The organism is Membranihabitans maritimus, assembly GCF_021729145.1.
GTDB classification, from domain to species: domain Bacteria; phylum Bacteroidota; class Bacteroidia; order Chitinophagales; family Saprospiraceae; genus Membranihabitans; species Membranihabitans maritimus.
This window is the reverse complement of record NZ_JAJSLW010000014.1, coordinates 113167-133173: the sequence shown is the minus strand read 5'-3', so window position 1 is coordinate 133173 and position 20007 is coordinate 113167. Positions and strand designations below refer to the sequence as shown.

Below are 20007 nucleotides of genomic sequence, written 5' to 3'. Positions count from 1 at the left end.
AGGGTAATCGTATCTCCGTACCGATACGGACCGGGGAAAGCATTATTGATTCTTTTCTGTAACGCCAGATCATACACCGGAACATACAACGGATCGTGGTCATCTTCATCCGTGATCCCGTCCTGGTCTGTGTCTACACCATCATCTGCTACGTGGTCATCTTCATCGCTGTTCGGTGTGCCACCCGTATCGTTCAACGGATCTCCGTCTGCCTCACTATCTATATCGTCCCATTCCATTCCCGACGTATCCCGCGCATAACCAATCTCCGAATAGTTCGTCCAACTTGCAGAATCCGACGCTCCCACCATTGCCAGTTCTACATACAATAGTATGGAAAAACTGTCTGTCTGGTATAAGGTATCCCCGCTCCAAGCATATACGGGATTCAATGGGTCTGTACCATCCCAGCCCGGATTCAATGATACATCATCTATATAGGTCAATCCGGCCGGTAAGTAATCGGTTATCTCAATACTGTCCACCGGCACATTCCCCTGGTTATAGACCTCGATCTCCATCGCCAATGTGTCGCCATATCCAAAGGGCCCGGGTGTAGTAGAACTCAGCACTTTGCGCAGGGCAAGGTCTGCTACATTTACTTGTCTTTGTTCAATATCATCCTCTTCAGGGTCATCATTGTCCGGTGTCGAATCTTCATCATCTTCATCCAGATCATTTTCATCATAAGTGATTTCAGCTGTATTTACATACGCATCCGGTTCGAAATCCTGCACTAATACCAGCTCAATTAAAATCGTAGTATCATCATAAGCTTTCAGGGAATCGGTAACAGTCCTGGACGCCATACTAGTTCCGTCAAAAGTCCATCCTTCAGTATCGTTGGATGAAATATAAGCAAAACCGGATGGGATCAAATCCGTTACTTCAAAAGAGCTCGCTGTTACATTACCTTCATTAATCACATTTATTCCAAAAATAATGGTGTCACCGTAATTCAATGGTGGCGACAAAGTATCTGCGATCACCTTTGATAATGCCAGATCGAATCGGGGGTTCATATTAAATTCTGCCGGGTCATAGTCATCACTATCATCGGGATTATCCTCTGTTCCGGGAGTACCCGGCCCATCGTCGTCTACATCATTATCTGTGGAAAGTTCGGCTTCTGACATTTCATTGTCTCCCGGAGTAGAATCTTCATCTTCCAATCCCGGCACATTCGAACCTAAAATTATTTCCGCATTATTGATGGCATTTAATCCCCTGAAATTCTCATTTATTCGATAGCTTACATCAAAGGTAACACTATCCAACAACGGTAATGTATCCAAAGAAAAAGTTCCATCACCGTTATCGATCAGCTCAATGGGTGTACTATTAGCGGAAGACATTAATGACACACTTAAATCTCCTATTTGTTGTAAGACACTATCCGTACTTCCCGGCATATTGGGATCCAAAGGAACATAGTCCTGAATAACAATACTATCCGCCGAAATAAATCCCTGATTAAATATGGTTACTTCAAAGTGGATCGTATCTCCCCAGGTAAAGCCATCAACGGGAAGGGTTCCCGGCTTTATAATTTTTTTCAAAGCCAGGTCAAAGGTCTTTAACACCTCAAATTTTGCAGGATCGTGGTCATCTTCATCAGTCTCGGGATTTCCATCACCCGGGTCTCCGGAACCATCACCCTCTACAAAATTATCAGCATCACTTTCCGGTTGCCCTCCCGAATCATTATAACGGTTGCCATCGGGATCAGAATCAATATCATCAATGTCCAGTACATTGGAAGCATACGTAATCTCAGCATAATTCGTAATGGAATCACCCAGGAACAGTTCATCTACCAATAAAGTAATATCAAACTCCAATGTATCGTAAGCAGCTAAAGTATCTATCCCGTAGGTACCATCCCCATAATCAATTACCTGGGTAGATATTCCATTGGCAGAAGAAAGAATTTGATTGCCTGTACTCGTATAATGAAGGCTATCCATCATTAAATAATCCATTATCCTAATGGAATCGGCACTCAATCCGTTTTGGTTATAAAGGGTAATGGTAAAGTCTATTTCGGCTCCCGGAAATACCATTAATGGATCCCTGGCCAATTCTTTTTTCAATGCCAGGTCAAAAATCTGTTCAACTTCGATCTCTGCCGGATCGTGATCATCTTCATCACCGCCATCCATGCCGTCTTCATCTACGATATTATCATCGTCCAAGTCATCTGTTTCACCCGGTTGGTTAAAATTTTCATCATCCGGAGAACTGTCCGAATCGGGTTCGTCCAGCACATTGGTAGCATAGCTGATCTCTGCCCAATTTCTAATCGATGTTCCCATAAAATCCGCATTAACTCTCAGGGATATATTGAATTGTAAGGTGTCTCCTGCTACCAGGCTGTCTACTCCATAAGCACCGGCTCCCAAATCTGTAATTGTTACCGGGAACCCGGAACTGGAATTTTTCACAGAATCACCTATAGCTAAATATTCCAATTCTCCTGCAGGTAAATAATCCTGTATTGTAACACTATCGGCAGATACATTTCCCTGATTATATAAGGTTATATTGAAAACAGCAGTATCCCCCGGTCGATAAGGACCTGAATTTTCTACTTCTTTTAATAAAGCCAGGTCAAACACCGGTTCAATTTGCTCAATATCGGTATTGGTCCGCACTTCCGCACAAATACAATTATTCACAGCGCTTACGACACCTATGATTTCACCTGAAGGACAATCACCCGGTACGGTTCCGTTAAATGCAATAGTTTCCCCGATTTCCGCCGGACCTGAGAATACTGAACTTCCCAATGACGGACCGACCGGGTCTCCGGTTGCATCCGCACAATAAAACTCTACCCGGAAGGTATCTAATGCTGACACCGCAACCTCGCTCACCTCCAATTCTCCTTGATATAAAACTTCGTTTGTACCTATTGGATTGACAGCAGTAAAGGAAGTAAACATTAATTCGGTATTTTCCACCTGATATATTACACTGTTTCCACCGGTAATTACGGTATGAGGGCCGTCGCATACAGTAGCCCCGCAATCCAATTCGCCTTCAACTATGGTCAAATTTTCCAGACCAACTTCAACTGAACTTCCACATTCAAAACTATTATCCAATACAATGTCAAAACTATATTCAACAGTGGTTCCCTCCTGTCCGGATGGGTACCACAGGTAAACCATAGATCCTCCTGAACCGTCTTCCTCCACCCTGGCAAATACAGGACATAGCATAGGATCTTCACAATAGATGCTTCCCTCTACAAAATTAACACCCGGGGGAAGTAAAATAACAGCTGAGTCCTGGCCTATAAAATCACCGTCTGCAACTTCAAAACTCACTCCTATGGTTGTTGTCTTTCCACAAGATAATGCCCCCTCCAGTCCAGAAAACAAAACTGGATCCGTAATATAAGGGTTCAACCCCTCAAGTCTTAGTCTTTCCGTCTCCACAGTAGAACCATCGCCCGTGGCCGGTCCACTGCAAGGACGGTCAGCAGATAATTCAAATCGTAGCCTGCTACCCGACCTGAAATCACAATCGGTACTACCGTAGAATCTCATCAATGCCTGTCGGTTTGGAACATCTGTCGTGGTAAGCAATCCCGGCAAACTATCATGTTCTAAATCGGGATGGTCATAAAAATTAGCTATTATTGATGATCCCAAAGTAGTATGAGAGATTATTTCTGTATTGCCCATATACTCTACTTCCACATAATCAATCACGAAACCAACAGGTAAGGAGGCGGTTATTGAAGGATCAATAATATCCCCGGCTCCCGAAGAATTAATTCGCAATTCATATAAAAGGTCATCACACAAATCAGGATAATCTACAGGCCCTACAGCGGGTTGCTCAGTCAATTCCAACATAATGGTTGATTCAATCGGCCTCAAAATATAGGTAATCGTATCATAGGAACATGCTTCCTCATGTTCTGCATCCGAAGGATATCCATAGCAATCCCAGCCAAAGACAACCTGAACTTCCGTCTCACTACATGTTGTAAGATTGGCACATATTTCGAAAACCTTTTGATCGTTATTATTATGTATTCCTGTCGGGTATATACCATTTTCTAATATCAAGGGTACCCCTCCCTCTGAAACCGAAACTATTTCAATATCCTCCGGGTTGAGAATTTCCAGCCATGTATAGGCCAGGTTACCTCCCTGTGGCCTTACCCGCAAATCGAAACAGGAAATTTCATTCGCTGCCTCTATTACTGCTGAAGAAGAAGGATTAAAAGAAATATTTCCGAGATTGGCTCCGCCACCGGCTTGTGCTGTCTCGTCCCTTTGAATAAAGAGGCTGTCAGGACAGAGGGGCGTCCTGTAGGATATGGACAAATCCGTCATCAACTGTGAATTAGACCCACAAGTCCTCATAAATTCTATATAATACTGAACCGTAGCATTTTCTTCTTCAAATGAAAAATCACCTCCAAAAGCATCATGGATGGCCTCAATATCATAATAAATCACCGAGTCAACTATCATTGTCGGAACCAGTCCTTGAGTCATTGTAGTCGTCCCCCCATCGGTCCATTGCTGTACACGAAGCCATGCCGTATCATAATTTATATTTGGTTGCATCCGGATTGCAATGGAATCCGGGAAGTACAACGGCCGGAATTCATTCGGGAAAAAATCAAAATTAGCCCCTGAGCCACTTGAAATACCTCCTATATTTTGCCTGACATCAATCCTGTACCGGAAATTTCGGTCACATCCGCTCCCAGTAGCATCATTGCTGACAAAATCAACTGATAATGCAGTCCCTAACAAAGTTAGCCGGTTAGCATCAAAACCACATTCCTGCGACTCCATCCCTCCTACTGCCGTAGTTTCCAAACTATGTCGAACCAATATATCTTCATAAATATTATTAGATTCTGTAGCACCATCCAAGCTATACCAATCTTCATTTTCTTCCTTGCAAAAGATATATTCAGCTCTGAACAACAATGTGTCAGCATTATCGTAAGCAGTTGCATATGCTCCGGTTATTCCTAAAGCATCCGGGGACAAATCATATTCAAAATCACCTCCGGTGGAAGAAGAGGGTATTATATTGCCAATATTTACGGAGTTACCCATATTGTCTTTGACAACTACCCACGCTGTATCAAAACACCATACCGCATCATTCGGAAAAGCTTCTGTATACAAGACCTGATCCCAGGAGCCGGATCCCATCAAACCTATGGATGATCGGTTGCGGACAGTATCTCCCACTATTACCCGGGTCAAATCGACATCTGATGAATCTGCACGGGTAAAAGATTCCCAGTTCCGATCATCATTCGTGTCCTCATACCCAAAAGATACCCGCTGAACGTCAGTAGAGTAGAAGGTACCTCCTTCGTCACAATCACATCCAGGAATTACTACTTCATACGTCTCACAACGCAAATTAACCGCACACGCCGGGTCACAATCCAAATCCAGAGTCTGCCCGATAGAATATTCAATATCTCCTCCTACTCCTGGACAACTTGCTGTAACATCAAAACAAAATTCCAACGGATGCGAACCCGCCATATCAATTTCTGACAATGGAATAGCTACAGTTACCTGGTCATCAGTCTCAACGGGCAACATTGCTCCTGCAAAAGGCATTCCATTATAACTTGCGACCATTGATGCATTATCATAGGTCAATCCATCCGGTAATGACACATTAAAAATTACATTCTGATCCACTTCATCAAATAAATCCAAAAATGAATGTGAGGGGAAAGTAACGCAAATCGTTTCACTTTCACCATCCAGTATCTCAGCCGGACCCGATACTATCGGAGCGGAAACAGATGCAGATCCATCTATTCCACCATTACCGGTCCAGTTTCGCGAATTCTCTCCGCATTCATTCAATGCCCACACCCGGATAGACGGACGTGAGAGGGAAAACGGTCCGCACTCATCAGTGGGACAGCATCGTACGTACCTCATTTCCAGGATAATTGAATCCCCCGGATCTAATGACAAATGAGACATTTCCATTGGGTCGTTTGAAAAGGTAGATTGACTGGTTCCGCCTCCACAACCCGAGCCTGAATTAGAATCTTCATCAGAGAAAACATCTCCCAGCGCGAACGCCATTGTATTTTGAAAAAATTGCACCGAGGTTATGGCCGATCCATTACCACCTGAATTATAACGGACCTGATTTATTAATGCATTCTCAGATCCATTATTAGTCAATCGTACCCGGAGTATACCTTCATCTGATCCATCAAAACAGATTTCATGATTATCGGTTGTAATTTCCAAGCCCAAATTGGGAGCCACCGATGGAGCAGATACTGTTCCTGTAATTGTATTGGAAGGATCACATGTAGCACCATCGCATCCCCAGTTACTTCGATGATCGACTGACAGTCCTCCGGAAATATCACATTCGATTGTAAAACATTCCTCCAGTAACAGGGCTTCCCCGTTTTCCAGGGTATCCATTCCATAGATACCACCTTCCCCTATCAAACCCGCAAAAGGAGCTTGTGATAAATCCAGCTCATACCACAACGTATCTCCACTTGTAACACTGGGTGTCAAATCGGTCCCATTGAAACTCAATGTATAACTCTGCAAACCCGGTTGAGGTATTACGCGGTGTGTGAGACGCGTCAAATATCCATTTCCACCGTTGGTAATTCTGATATCTCGACAAGTATCTGTGGGCCGGGAAGAAACTGATGTGTTTGCCGGACTTTCATATTGAAGAAACAAATCTCCATATAATACATTGTAATTACTGGATGTAGTATCAAAACTTCCAGTGGTAAAATCTACTAATAAAGAATCAAAGTAGGTTGTACCCATTGAAGCATTACTACTTGCCTCACAATCTCCGGTTTTCAGAATAGTTGCTTCTACATAATCACCCATGGAAGGTGAACCTGAGATCACAAAAGAAGGTTCGTTTAGATCTACAATTGTACCTTCTGTCAAAGTAAAGCCGGAATTATCTGTTATAGTTAATGATCCCAAAACATACGAAATCCCTAGGGGTAAATTGATATCTACACTTGACAGACCCTCACCACCTGTCTCCACCTGGACCCTGAAAGTAAGTAAGCTTTCCGATTCACAAACAACTATTGGCTCCGGAAGCTGTGGAAATGTAACTGTAACCTGCGCATCGGCTTCAAAATGAATAATACCCACGAGTGTGAGTAAGGAGATAATTTGGAAATAAATGGAACGACAGATTTTGGGAGTAAAAATTCTTATCATAATTAAATTGCTTTAGGAAAAATTGATAAAGAGGCAGTAGAACTTTGGGTGAATGACTTTGGGAGGTAGAAAGATCTCCGTTCATATGGACTTTTAGCGAAATAGGCAAAAGTCCAATTTGACATATAATGAATACATAATCTTCCTATTATGCTTCTTGCTAAAAACATTTCATTTCCTTGTTTTAAGATTCACAAATAGCAAGTCAATCACAAAAAAACCTCAAAGGGCATTCTTCGTAATTTCCTCACGTTAACACCAAAGACATCATTATTTCAGTTGCAGTTAATTCATTTGATGTTATTTCTTGGCAACAAACATATATTATTAGTTGAAAAATAGAAATAACCATAAAGCAAATTAGTACAAATGTACTATCCAAGAAATACAATTACATACATATAAGTTATTTTTATAATATGAATGATTTTCTTGCCGGAGTCCCTTTAAAACAACTTATTCCTGTGAATAAATTAACCATATAAAGACCTGATAAAAAAAGGACTCTATTTCAAAAGTATGTCCTTTGTTAAAAATCCACCTGGATTAACTCTTTACTACTGTTTTCCAGGTTTAAAAAATATCTTGAGGTACCATTAAATCTCTAGTAATTTAACTGTTACATACCTCTTTTAAAGAAAAGGGGCTGCCTGCTAAAGAACAGCCCCTTAAATGCCAAAAACTTTCTTGTTCGTATTTTCTAAATCCACAAAGGATATCGTAACTTTTTTCCAATTACATCTTTATTAAAAAAAATTGTAATGTGATAAAAATAGAAACAGATTCTAATCATTCATAAAATTGATTCTGAATTAATATATTTAAACTATTATAAAAACCATTTTAATTCAAAAAAATTAGCATGTGTTCTTGTATTTCAATTACGTTGCGATAGATATCCAGGAGAAGAAAACGCCGGAACACGAATTAATAGCTTGTTGAAAATAACATCGTCTTACAATATTTATTCTATTAATAAAATATTGTATTTTTCAAATTAATTCATACTTTTCCGCACTTTGGACGTTTTTACCAAAATATTTTATGCCAAAAAAGGAAGAATCTTTTTATAAATTTACCTTTGCTACACAGTATAAAGGTTAAAATACCACAAGTGACTATTTATTAATACAATAAGACTACAAAGTTGTATTATTTTAGCACAAAAATACTACCCAATGAAACAACTATAAAAAACAAATCAATTACAGCAAATATAATTTCTAATAAAGCATTTATAATGTTATTAATTCTGTTTTTAGTGTCTGATTTTTCATTGTTGTAAAGCAATTCACATCATATCATGAACGAAAAACTTCACAATTGATTAACAGATAACTTAAACAATTAATTCTCTCTATATTTGCCGTTCAAACAACTATGCTACAACTTTATAAATGTATTTTTTTTGTAAAAAAAAAGAAACTATGTACTATATAGTATTGTTATCGATCTTTAGCTAAACAACCTAACAAAAATGACAAATAAACCCAAACAGAAAAAAGCTATCGTATTTGACGATCATCGACTATTTGCAGAATCATTTGGAAACCTAATTGAGCAAATGGACATTTTTCGAAATGTACATACTATTTTCGATGATAGAGAACTAGTAAATTACCTGATGAATGAGCGTTCTGGATTTCAAATTTATCTATTTGCAGATTTTTACCTTCAAGGTAAAACTTTTATTCCTATGATTAATGAGTTGCGTAGGATACACAATAATTTTGTGATTATCATAGTAAGTTCTGTAACCAACCCCATATTAATCAATGAAATCCTTTCATACCCCATTCACGGATTTTTAAGTAAATCTTCCAAGACTCCGGAAATTATTGATTGCAAAAATAGTATTGATAGCGGGAAACTCTATATTTCTCCGACCATCCAGAAAATATTGGATGAATCGGGAACTGCTTTCAAACTTCCCTTTACGGATCGGGAAATTGAAGTTATTCAATATTTTGCAAAAGGTCTAACCGTTGATGAAACAGCAGCTGAAATGAATTTAAGTCGACATACTGTCGCTGCCCACAGGAGCAAGATGATGAATAAAGCAGGATGTAAAAACATTATACAACTATTGGCATTTGCACGTAAAGTTGAATTGATTTAATTTTGACGTAATGTTAATCTTCTTTTAATGAAAAAGATATTTTTTATCTTCTTTGCCACATTAAGCTTACTTTCTCCGTTTAACGACGTCATCACTCAGGAATTTGATATTGGTACAAACCAATCAGAGGCAATTAACAAACTGGATAAGGTTGAGATGGAATATAAATCAGGGACACTTTCTGCTGAAAAATATGTCATGCAGGTGGATTCACTTTTATATGATTTCTTTAGTATTGGGATTGTATTCCCCCACCAACAATATCTGGACCTCCTGGAATTTTACAGGGATGTTATTTGGTCCCATTCAGATCTTAAAAAGTATCAAACGGATTATTATCTTAAATTAATGACCAATGCCCAATTTTCATTTAGAGGAGGGGAAGCAATGTTTTACGCCTCCAAAGCCAGTCAAAACGACACGCTACTTCCCGGGCCGGAATCACTACTGGAAATAGGAATTAAGGCCGACTTTTACAATGAACACAAAAACTATGAGAAAATAATTGAAGATTACCTGAAGTATAAACACTTCTTTATCCAGGTTCCTGAATTGGTCAAAAAGAATACAATAAGCGACTATAATTCTATTGACTGTATAACCCATCTAAACAATGTAGTGGTTGCCTATCATAGCCTCAAAGATACAATGCAAGCCCAACAAACTGTTAATCTGGCAGACAGTATTGCAAAGGCTTTATTACCATCATTAAAAGAGGATATTGACAATTACCATTTAGTGGAAGCTATGATTAATGAGATGTACTTTTCGCAAGCAGCATTAGTAAAAGATGCTAACGAAATGAAAAAACGCATCGAAAAGGAAAGAAAAATCCTTGCAAATTTCAAAGGATCACAAAGTGAATCAAATTTCACAAAGCAGATTTTAACCAATATGCTGTTAAATTATCATCTGGAAACCGGACAAGTTGATAGTGCTTCGTATTATCTTCAGGAAACCACTAGTTCCCCTCCGGTTCAAAGTGACACTGAATATAGTATTGAAGTTGTAAAGGCACAAATTAGTGCCAAACGGGGGAACTATTCTGAGGCTTATGATCTAATGCTAGATGCTATTGAAAAACAACAAGATGCTCATGCCCAGCTTCTTACTGATCTAGATGACATCCTGTACGCATATACAGAATCGGAGTTTAATAAAAAAGAATTGCAAAGGGTCCAAAAGGAAAAAAGCCAAAGAAATCTTTGGCTGTTATTCATAACCCTTCTGTTTATAATTATTATTGGCTCCGTTTATTATTTCATGCGACGAGAAAAGAAAAAATCCAAAAAGCAAATTATGGCTCTTAATGATTCAGTCAATTTCCAGATTGCAATGATGGAAGAAAATAAAAACAGGATTATAAAAGAACAACAAGAGTCACTGGGACAGGAATTGCACGATGGCCTGACTGCCACCGTCGCAGGTATTATTCAACGAATTGAACTCTCCCTGCATAAAACCAAAGAAATTGACCTAAAACAAGAATTAACCGAAATTCAATACCTCACTGGTGAGGTATATCATTCCATCAGAAGTAAAAGTCATAGTTGGGTAAATAATGCACACAATACCTACATCCGGTCATTTAGTGAACGAATCCAAAAGGTAATCGACAATGCATTGCCCGAATCCAAATATGTCAAGGAAGTAGAAATTGACTCCGAAGCTATAGCAAGCATTGATTTTAATGCCCGTATGGAAATGATTCGAATTATCCAGGAAGCATTGACCAACATCATTAAACACGCCAAAGCAGATGTGGTAAATATATTTCTTTATCAAAAAAATGATACTATTATTCTTAGTATTAGCGACAATGGAAAAGGCTTTGATATTTCAAAAAAGAAAGGGTTGGGAATCCAATCCATCATACAAAGAGTCCAAAAAATCAATGGAACATTCAATATCCACTCAGACAGGGAAGGTACTGAAATAAGTATCGAAATTCCCGTATCGGCTCTTGAATAATATTTACAAGGTAACTAAATACTAATCTGTTTCATCAATAAGGAGATTATGAAGCCTGTTTTCATTCTTATCTATCTCATTTGTAGCGTGGGATTTTTAAGTTCTACCCCCCAATTCTCAGCTGATGAAGAGCAATTCTCCCAAAAAGAAAATGCAATCCGTATTTTGGAAGAACAGACTATCCTGTACCAAACTGGCAATATGTCTGATACAACGTATATTGATATTATCGACTCCCTGACCTTCCTCTTTAATTCAGAAGCAATATTTTTTACACAGAGAGAAATGCAGCACCTGTTAAAAACTTTTGAAAAGATTGTTTGGGGGAATCCTGACTTTCATTACTTGCAAAGACTTTATTATTTTATCCTTCTTGATAATGCACAACTAGCAGGAAGAGGAGGTGAATCCATATATTACGCCGAAAAAGTAAGCGAATATGACTCGCTGTCTTCGGAGCAGGTTCCTATCATAGAACTAGCCGTCAAGCTGGATTTTTATTCTGAACACAAAAACTTTGACAAAGTCATTGACTTGTACAAACAAGCCCAAAGTTATATAGCTACCATTCCTTCTCGTCTTCAATCCGGTTCTATAACCGATTCCAATGCAGAATCATGTATTAATTTACTGGCCATCGCAATCGATGCATATCATGAAATCAGAGATTCAGCCGGAGCCAAAAATGCAATTTTGCTGGCAGAAAACATAAGTGAATCCCTTTTGCCTAAACTCAGGGATCTTCCCGGGCCTCGCAATACAGTCCTCTTCTATATTTACAGCATAAAATACGGACAAGCCATGCTTCTGGAACAAAGGTCAATAGCTCGCGCGTACCTAGCCAAAATTCAGCAAATACTAGACAGGAACGAAGGCCCAAAAGGAGATCTTAATTTTATAAAAATATCTTTAACGCAATCTTTTGTTACATACCATTTGAAATTCCAAAATATAGATAGTGCAGCCTTTTACCTAACAGAATGGGAAAAATTACCTTCTGTCTCTAATGAAACCCCCTATAAAATCCAAACAATGAAAGCGAATATATACAGGCAAAGGGGTGAACTAAAAAAAGCATTTGCTATAATGGAAAATGCTATAAAAGAACAGGATAAAGCTCATGCCCAGCTCCTTTCTGATTTAGATGATATCCTGTATTCATATACCGAATCGGAGTTTAATAAAAAGGAATTGCAAAGGGTCCAAAAAGAAAAAAGGCTAAGAAATCTTTGGCTATTAGTCATATCCCTTCTGTTTACTATTATTACTGGAATCATTAATTTTCGTATGCGAAGGGAAAAGAAAAAATCCGAAAGGCAAATTATGGCTCTTAATGATATGGTCAATTTCCAGATTGCAATGATGGAAGAAAATAAAAACAGGATAATCAAAGAACAACAAGAATCACTGGAACAGGAATTGCACGATGGATTGACTTCCACCGTCGCCGATATTATTCAACGTATTGAACTCTCCTTGCATACAACAAAGGATAATAACCTGAAACAAGAACTCTCAGAAATTCGATACTACACCGGAGAAGTATATCATTCCATAAGAAGTAAAAATCACAGTTGGGTAAATAATACACACAATACTTACGTCAGGTCCTTTACCGACCGGATTCAAAAAGTCATTGAAAATGCATTGCCCGACACTAAATACATCAAAGTGATAGAAATTGATCCCAACGCTATAGCTCACATTGATTTTAATAAGCGGATGGAAATGATTCGAATCATACAGGAGGCATTGGCCAATATTATTAAACATGCCAAAGCAAATGTGGTAAATATCCTTCTCGATGAAAGAGATCATGCATTCATCCTTTCCATTGGCGACAATGGAAAAGGTTTTGACGCATCAAAAATAAACGGACTTGGAATACAATCCATCAAACAAAGAGTACAAAAATTCAATGGACAATTCTACATCCAATCAGGAAAAAAAGGAACCGAATTATTAATTGAATTACCTAAGGATTGATATCTCATTGCTAAAAAAAATTGTTTAACCAAATCAAAAACAACGAATGGTAACCGTTTCACCTGTCCAAAACACACCACAATAAATCATTCTCCCATATCAATCAAAATCAAACTTTAAAAACATAAAAAGAATTATTAATAATATTTTACACATCAAAAAATATTATTATCCAAATAAATAAACATTTCAAAATATTATCCTTTTCTATGTAAGATTCAATATGTTAAAATTTTTAACACATCAATACTAAAAACTTTTTTTATTCTTTTCTAAAGTTATTTACTTTTGGTTGAAAATAAGGTCATATGAATCCTATATTCTTATTTTTTGCATTGTATTATTCTCTGATTCAATTCGGTAGTTACCAAGAATATCATACCTTAGATGTTAATGAATCTAATGCAACTTTTATGGAATTGGATTCAGCAAACAATCATTCCGGGTTATTCACGGCTTATATTAAAAAACCAGATGATAAACTCCACCACTTACCTTACTTTCTTTCTGAATTTGAGATACAAGAGGAATCAGACCCAAATTTTCCAGACTACGAAAACTCGGTCACAGGAATTTATAAATTCCATCTTTTATATCAATCCATATTATCTCATCATTATATTTTTTCAAATGGAAATATAGATTTTCCATTATCGAACACCTCTAGGATAATTTTATTCCAGTCCTTTTTACTATAGGAATACCAACTTTCACCACACCAGAAATCAAAACCACATCGGATTTGATTTTTGAACTTATCTAAGTAAGTGCAAATTGAATGGAAAGCAATCATGCTTTATCTATAAGAGCAAATGACATACAACAATAAGCACACAAATTTTTCTGGATTTTAAACAAAGTCTACCCAATTCTTACAGGCAGGATTCAAGCCTGAAATATTACTGTTCACTATAAATACATTTCAAAATGAAACATTTGATCGTTATAGGTTTATTAACCTTTATACTTAGTAATTGTCATCAAGATGTAGAAGAGCATGTCGAGCATGAAAAAATTCCACTACTTGAAGCTAGCACACCCTTAATCAGGGACACAGTGTTATCGAGAGAATATGTGTGTCAAATTCATGCAAGTAAACGCATTGAACTCAAAGCATTGGAAAGAGGATATCTCCAGAAAATATTTGTAGATGAAGGGCAGTATATCCATAAAGGCAATGATATGTTCAAAATAATGCCAAATGTGTACGAAGCCGACCTTCAAAAAATGAAAGCGGAAGCCGAAGTAGCCGACATAGAATACCAAAGTACTAAAATGTTATTTGAAAAAGATGTGGTATCCGAAATTGAATTGGCTTTATCCAAAGCCCACCTCGACAAAGCGAAAGCTGAGATCCAATTGGCGGAAACGCACCTTGGATTTACAAATATTCAAGCACCATTCAGTGGAATTATGAACCACCTTCACGCACGCGAAGGTAGCCTTCTGGAGGAGGGGGAATTGTTAACCACTTTGTCGGATATTGACAGGATGTGGGTTTATTTTAATGTCCCCGAAGCAGAATACCTGGAATTTGTTTCCCAAAAGAAAAATCAAAACCAAAAAGTAGTAAGTCTTCAATTGGCCAATGGAAAAATATTTGGTCATGAAGGTATAATAGAAACCATTGAAGGGGAATTCAATAACGAAACGGGGAATATAGAATTCAGGGCAGGTTTCCCCAACCCTGAAAGAATTCTAAGACATGGACAAACCGGGAATATCATTATGCACACCCCCTATAAAAAAGCAATGATGATACCCCAAAAAGCAACGTTTGAGGTACTGGACAAAAAATATGTATATGTTATTAATGAAGACCAGAGACTTGAAAGGCGGAAAATTGTAATCGAGGAGGAGCTGCCTCATTTATATATTATCAAGGATGGGCTCAAGGAATCGGACCTGGTGTTATTAGAAGGATTGCGAAGAGTAAAAGATGGCCAGGAAATTGAAATAGATTTACAATCTTCCGGACAGGTACTTGCGAGTATTGATCTTCAAGCAGAATAAAATTTAGAAATAATGTTTAAAAGTTTTATAAAAAGACCGGCTCTCGCAATTGTCGTATCGCTAGTCATTATTTTTTTGGGAATGCTTTCCATTAAAAATCTACCCGTCTCTCAATTTCCGGAAATTGCGCCTCCAAGAGTTTTAATCTCGGTAGCATACCCAGGGTCCAGTGCAGATGTTTTGGTAAAATCGACATTAATCCCCCTGGAAAGAGCCATTAATGGGGTCCAGGGTATGAAATATATTGTATCAGATGCTACAAGCGCAGGGGAAGCCACTATACAGGTTATATTCGAACTGGGAACCGATCCCAATAAAGCGGTAGTGAATGTAAAAAACAGGGTAGACCAGGTAATGAACCGGCTCCCACCGCTGGTCCAACTTGAGGGAGTTGTCGTTTCCAGAGTGCAACCCAGTATGTTAATGTATGTAAATGTATTCAGTAAAGACAAGGACGCTGATGAAAAATTTCTTTACAACTATGCAAATGTCAATGTCATTCCGGAAATTCAAAGAATCAATGGAATAGCCAGCGCCAAGATTCTGGGCAGCAGACAATACGCCATGCGTATATGGCTACAACCTGATCGGATGCGGGCTTACCAGGTATCGACTGAAGAGATCATGGAAGCCATCGATGAACAGAGTATAATTGGTAGGCCGGGGAGACTTGGAAGAAGTTCAGGTATAAAAGCCCAATCTCTTGAATATGTCTTGACATATCAGGGTCGATATAATACTCCAGAACAATATGAAAATATCATAATCCGATCCTCATCGGAAGGAGAAGTTTTAAGATTAAAAGATTTAGCTTCAGTTGAATTGGGAAGTGAATTTTTTGATATTTACTCAAATAAAGATGGATATCCTTCTGCCGCCATTGTACTAAAACAAAACTATGGTAGCAATGCCAGTACGCTGATAGAAAAGGTGAAAGGGAAAATGGCTGAATTGCAATCGGATTTTCCCCAAGGAATGGAATATGAATTCAGCTATGATGTATCAAATTTCCTGGATGCATCTATAGAGAAAGTAGTCCATACCCTAGCAGAGGCTTTTATTTTGGTAGCTCTTGTAGTATTTATATTTCTTGGAGACTGGCGCTCAACACTTATTCCTACCCTCGCTGTTCCGGTATCACTTATTGGAACTTTTATGTTTATGCAAGCCTTTGGTATCACGATCAATCTCATCACACTATTTGCCCTCGTACTAGCTATTGGTATTGTAGTGGATAATGCAATAGTGGTAGTGGAAGCGGTCCATGCCAAAATGGAAGAACAAGACCTGACACCTTACAAAGCAACTCAGGAAGTTCTTGGAGAAATCGGAGGTGCAATTGTAGCAATCACCCTTGTGATGACCGCCGTTTTCGTTCCCGTAACCTTTATGACAGGGCCTGTAGGAGTATTTTACAGGCAATTTTCAATAACAATGGCTTCTGCCATTGTACTTTCAGGTGTAGTCGCACTAACCCTAACACCTGTATTGTGCGCAATGATCTTAAAAAACAATCACGGTAAATCCAAAAAAAGAACACCGATTAGTTATTTCATGAACGGATTCAACCGGTTATTTGAAAATTTAACTGGTAAATATACTCGATTTCTAAACGCAATAGTCAATAGGAGACTGATTACTATTTTAGTTTTAGGTGGATTTATCGTAGGGACATTTTTTGTTAATGAAAATTTACCTGCCGGATTTATTCCCAATGAAGATCAGGGAATGATTTATGCTATTATTCAAACTCCCCCGGGAACAACACTGGAAGCTACAAACAAAGTGTCTAGGGAACTTCAGGAAATTGCGGAAGAAGTGGAAGGAATTAAATCAGTTTCTTCACTTGCAGGATATGAAATTTTGACAGAAGGACGGGGATCCAATGCAGGAACTTGCCTGATCAACCTGGAAGATTGGGCAACACGTACTCATTCAGTACATGAAATTATCGAAGAATTAGAAGAAAAAACGAATGATTTTGGCGCAGTCATAGAATATTTTGAACCTCCGGCAGTACCTGGTTACGGAGCTGCTGGTGGACTGGCTCTTCGATTATTGGACAAAACCAACAATACAGATTTCCACGACTTTGATGATATCAATCAGGAATTTATGTCCGCATTGAAAAAACGGCCTGAATTAGACGGACTATTTACTTTTTATGCCGCTAATTATCCTCAATTTAAGTTGGAAATAGACAATGAATTAGCCATGCAAAAAGGAGTGTCTATTGGAAAAGCGATGGAAAATTTAAATATTTTGATTGGAAGCACCTATGAACAGGGATTTATTCGGTTCAATAACTTTTTTAAAGTGTATACGCAGGCAGACCCATCATACCGAAGATATCCCAGTGACATTCTCAACTATTTCGTAAAAAACGAAGAAGGCGAAATGGTACCATATTCTGCTTTTATGAAATTAGAAAAAACACAAGGTCCTAATGAAATCACACGATACAACCTTTACAATTCAACCACTATTCGCGGTGTTCCGGGGAAAGGATATACTACAGACGATGCTATAAAAGCAGTCAGGGAAGTAGCTGATGCCACTTTACCAAAGGGGTATGATATTGCATGGGAAGGGTTGTCATTTGACGAAGCTAGACGGGGTAATGAAGCTATCGTAATATTTAGCATTGTTTTGATTTTCGTTTACCTCGTCCTGGTAGCTCAATACGAAAGCTTTATCCTGCCACTTATCATAGTGTTCTCCCTTCCTCTCGGTATTTTTGGTTCATTCCTTTTACTTACATCTTTGGGATTAGCTAATGATATATACGCTCAAGTCGGAATGGTAATGCTGGTTGGTTTGCTGGGTAAAAATGCTGTCCTTATCGTAGAATACGCCATCCAGAAACACAATCAGGGCATGACTGTCAAAGAGGCTGCCGTCGAAGGTGCTCGAGTCAGATTCAGACCCATACTAATGACTTCATTCGCCTTTATCGCAGGCCTGATACCCCTTCTTTTGGCTACCGGTGCCGGTGCTGTCGGAAACAGGACGATAGGCACATCAGCCTTTGGAGGTATGCTTTTTGGCACCATCTTCGGAGTCATTCTGATTCCCGGTCTATATTACATTTTTGCGAAAATGGCAGATGGAAGAAAATTAATTAAAGACGAAGATTTCGTCCCACTAACTGAAGATTTTAAATACAATGATTAAATTTATCAGATCCTTTCCGCTTTTCTTAACAGGGATTCTTATCCTTTTCATTCAATCCTGTAAGATACCTGAATTGACACAAAAGGAAATCAAACAAGAACTTCCTGAAAATTTTATATCCACCCAGGGAAATGACGTTGATACTATCAATTCTGCCCGAATTCCCTGGAAAGAATTTTTCAATGATCCGTATTTGACGGATTTAATTGATACGGCATTAGTTAATAACAAAGAAATCAACATACTCCTTCAGAGAATAAGTATCGCCAAAAATGAAATTTTCGCGAGAAAAGGGGAATACAAACCTTTTATCAATGCAGGTGCAGGATTAGAATTGGAAAAAGTAGGTCATTATACCCGTAATGGAGCTGTAGAAGAGAATCTGGAAATAGAGGAAGGAAAACCGTTTCCGGAGCTCCTTGGAAATCTTGATATTGGATTGTTTGCATCCTGGGAACTGGATGTGTGGCAGAAATTAAGAAATTCAAGTAAGGTAGCGGTTCTGGAATATATGGCTACCCTGGAAGGTAAAAACTTCATGATAACCAACTTGGTTGCAGAAATAGCCAAAAGCTATTATGAACTCCTGGCCCTTGACAATACTCTCGACAACTTGAAACAAAGCATCCGAATTCAGGAAAATGTTTTGGAAGTAGTAAAAACGCTTAAAGATGCAGGTAGAACAACATCTTTAGCTGTAAAGAGATTCGAAGCAGAAGTGAAAAAGAACCAAAGTGAAATCTATGCGATCAAGCAAGAAATAATAGTGACTGAGAATACAATAAATTTCTTACTTGGGAGACCGGCTCAAAACATTCCCAGAAATTCCGATTCCTTCAATTCTCTAATGCCCAAGTTGGTGGAAAACGGGATTCCATCACAACTTCTCGAAAACAGACCTGATATACGACAAGCAGAATTGGAACTACAGGCCGCTGAATTGAATATACAAGTAGCAAAAGCCAACTTTTATCCATCTTTTGATATACGAGCCGGACTGGGATTCGAAGCTTTTAATCCCAAATTTTTATTAGCTACTCCCAAGTCCCTCGCAATGTCAATAGCTGGAGATGCAGTGGCTCCGCTTGTAAATCGAAACGCCATTATTTCTGTCTATAATAACGCTAATGCAAAACAAATTCAAGTTGCATACGAATATGAACAGACTATATTAAATGCCTTTTTTGAAACCAAAAATCAAATTTCAAACATCAACAACCTGAATGAAAATTATGCTCTCAAAACGCAACAGGTGAATTCACTTTCTGAATCAATTGAAATTGTTAATCAACTGTTTCGATCAGCCAGAGCAGATTATATGGAGGTATTACTTACCCAGCGTGAAGCTATGGAATCTAAATTCGAACTTATTGAGACAAAAAAAGAACAACTTATTGCTGTAGTTGATTTATACAAAGCACTCGGAGGAGGATGGCAATAAGACTATGTTCAAGCCTCCGAATTAAAAAATCCAAACTTAATATTTGGTGTAAACAGAAGTACTACCTGCCA

7 protein-coding genes are annotated in these 20007 nt (G+C 38.3%); 6 read left to right on the top strand and 1 reads right to left on the bottom strand.

Going from position 1 to position 20007, the window contains the following annotated elements:
• Positions 1-7232: DUF11 domain-containing protein (locus LVD47_RS16750; protein ID WP_236978983.1), on the bottom strand; the 7232-nt coding region annotated here is incomplete at its 3' end.
• A 1477-nt stretch (positions 7233-8709) separates the two neighbouring features.
• Here LVD47_RS16750 and LVD47_RS16745 point away from each other — a divergent pair.
• The 6 genes from LVD47_RS16745 to LVD47_RS16720 all read left to right on the top strand — a co-directional run bounded on the left by LVD47_RS16745 (position 8710) and on the right by LVD47_RS16720 (position 19936).
• Entirely contained in the window at positions 8710-9351 is a 642-nt protein-coding gene (locus LVD47_RS16745; protein ID WP_236978981.1) for a response regulator transcription factor, read from the top strand.
• Between the two features lie 27 nt (positions 9352-9378).
• Complete coding sequence (locus tag LVD47_RS16740; RefSeq protein ID WP_236978979.1) at positions 9379-11322, top strand: sensor histidine kinase; 1944 nt, start codon at positions 9379-9381, stop codon at positions 11320-11322.
• A 48-nt stretch (positions 11323-11370) separates the two neighbouring features.
• Positions 11371-13308, top strand: coding sequence for a sensor histidine kinase (locus tag LVD47_RS16735; RefSeq protein ID WP_236978977.1), 1938 nt, complete (start codon positions 11371-11373; stop codon positions 13306-13308).
• A gap of 927 nt (positions 13309-14235) precedes the next feature.
• Entirely contained in the window at positions 14236-15321 is a 1086-nt protein-coding gene (locus LVD47_RS16730) for an efflux RND transporter periplasmic adaptor subunit (RefSeq protein ID WP_236978975.1), read from the top strand.
• 12 nt (positions 15322-15333) lie between these two features.
• The gene (locus LVD47_RS16725) at positions 15334-18495 is read left to right on the top strand and encodes an efflux RND transporter permease subunit (RefSeq protein ID WP_236978973.1); all 3162 of its coding nucleotides are present in this window, start codon (positions 15334-15336) and stop codon (positions 18493-18495) included.
• Complete coding sequence (locus tag LVD47_RS16720; protein ID WP_236978970.1) at positions 18488-19936, top strand: TolC family protein; 1449 nt, start codon at positions 18488-18490, stop codon at positions 19934-19936. The genes LVD47_RS16725 and LVD47_RS16720 overlap by 8 nt, the downstream gene beginning before the upstream one ends.
• Positions 19937-20007 lie beyond the last annotated feature (71 nt).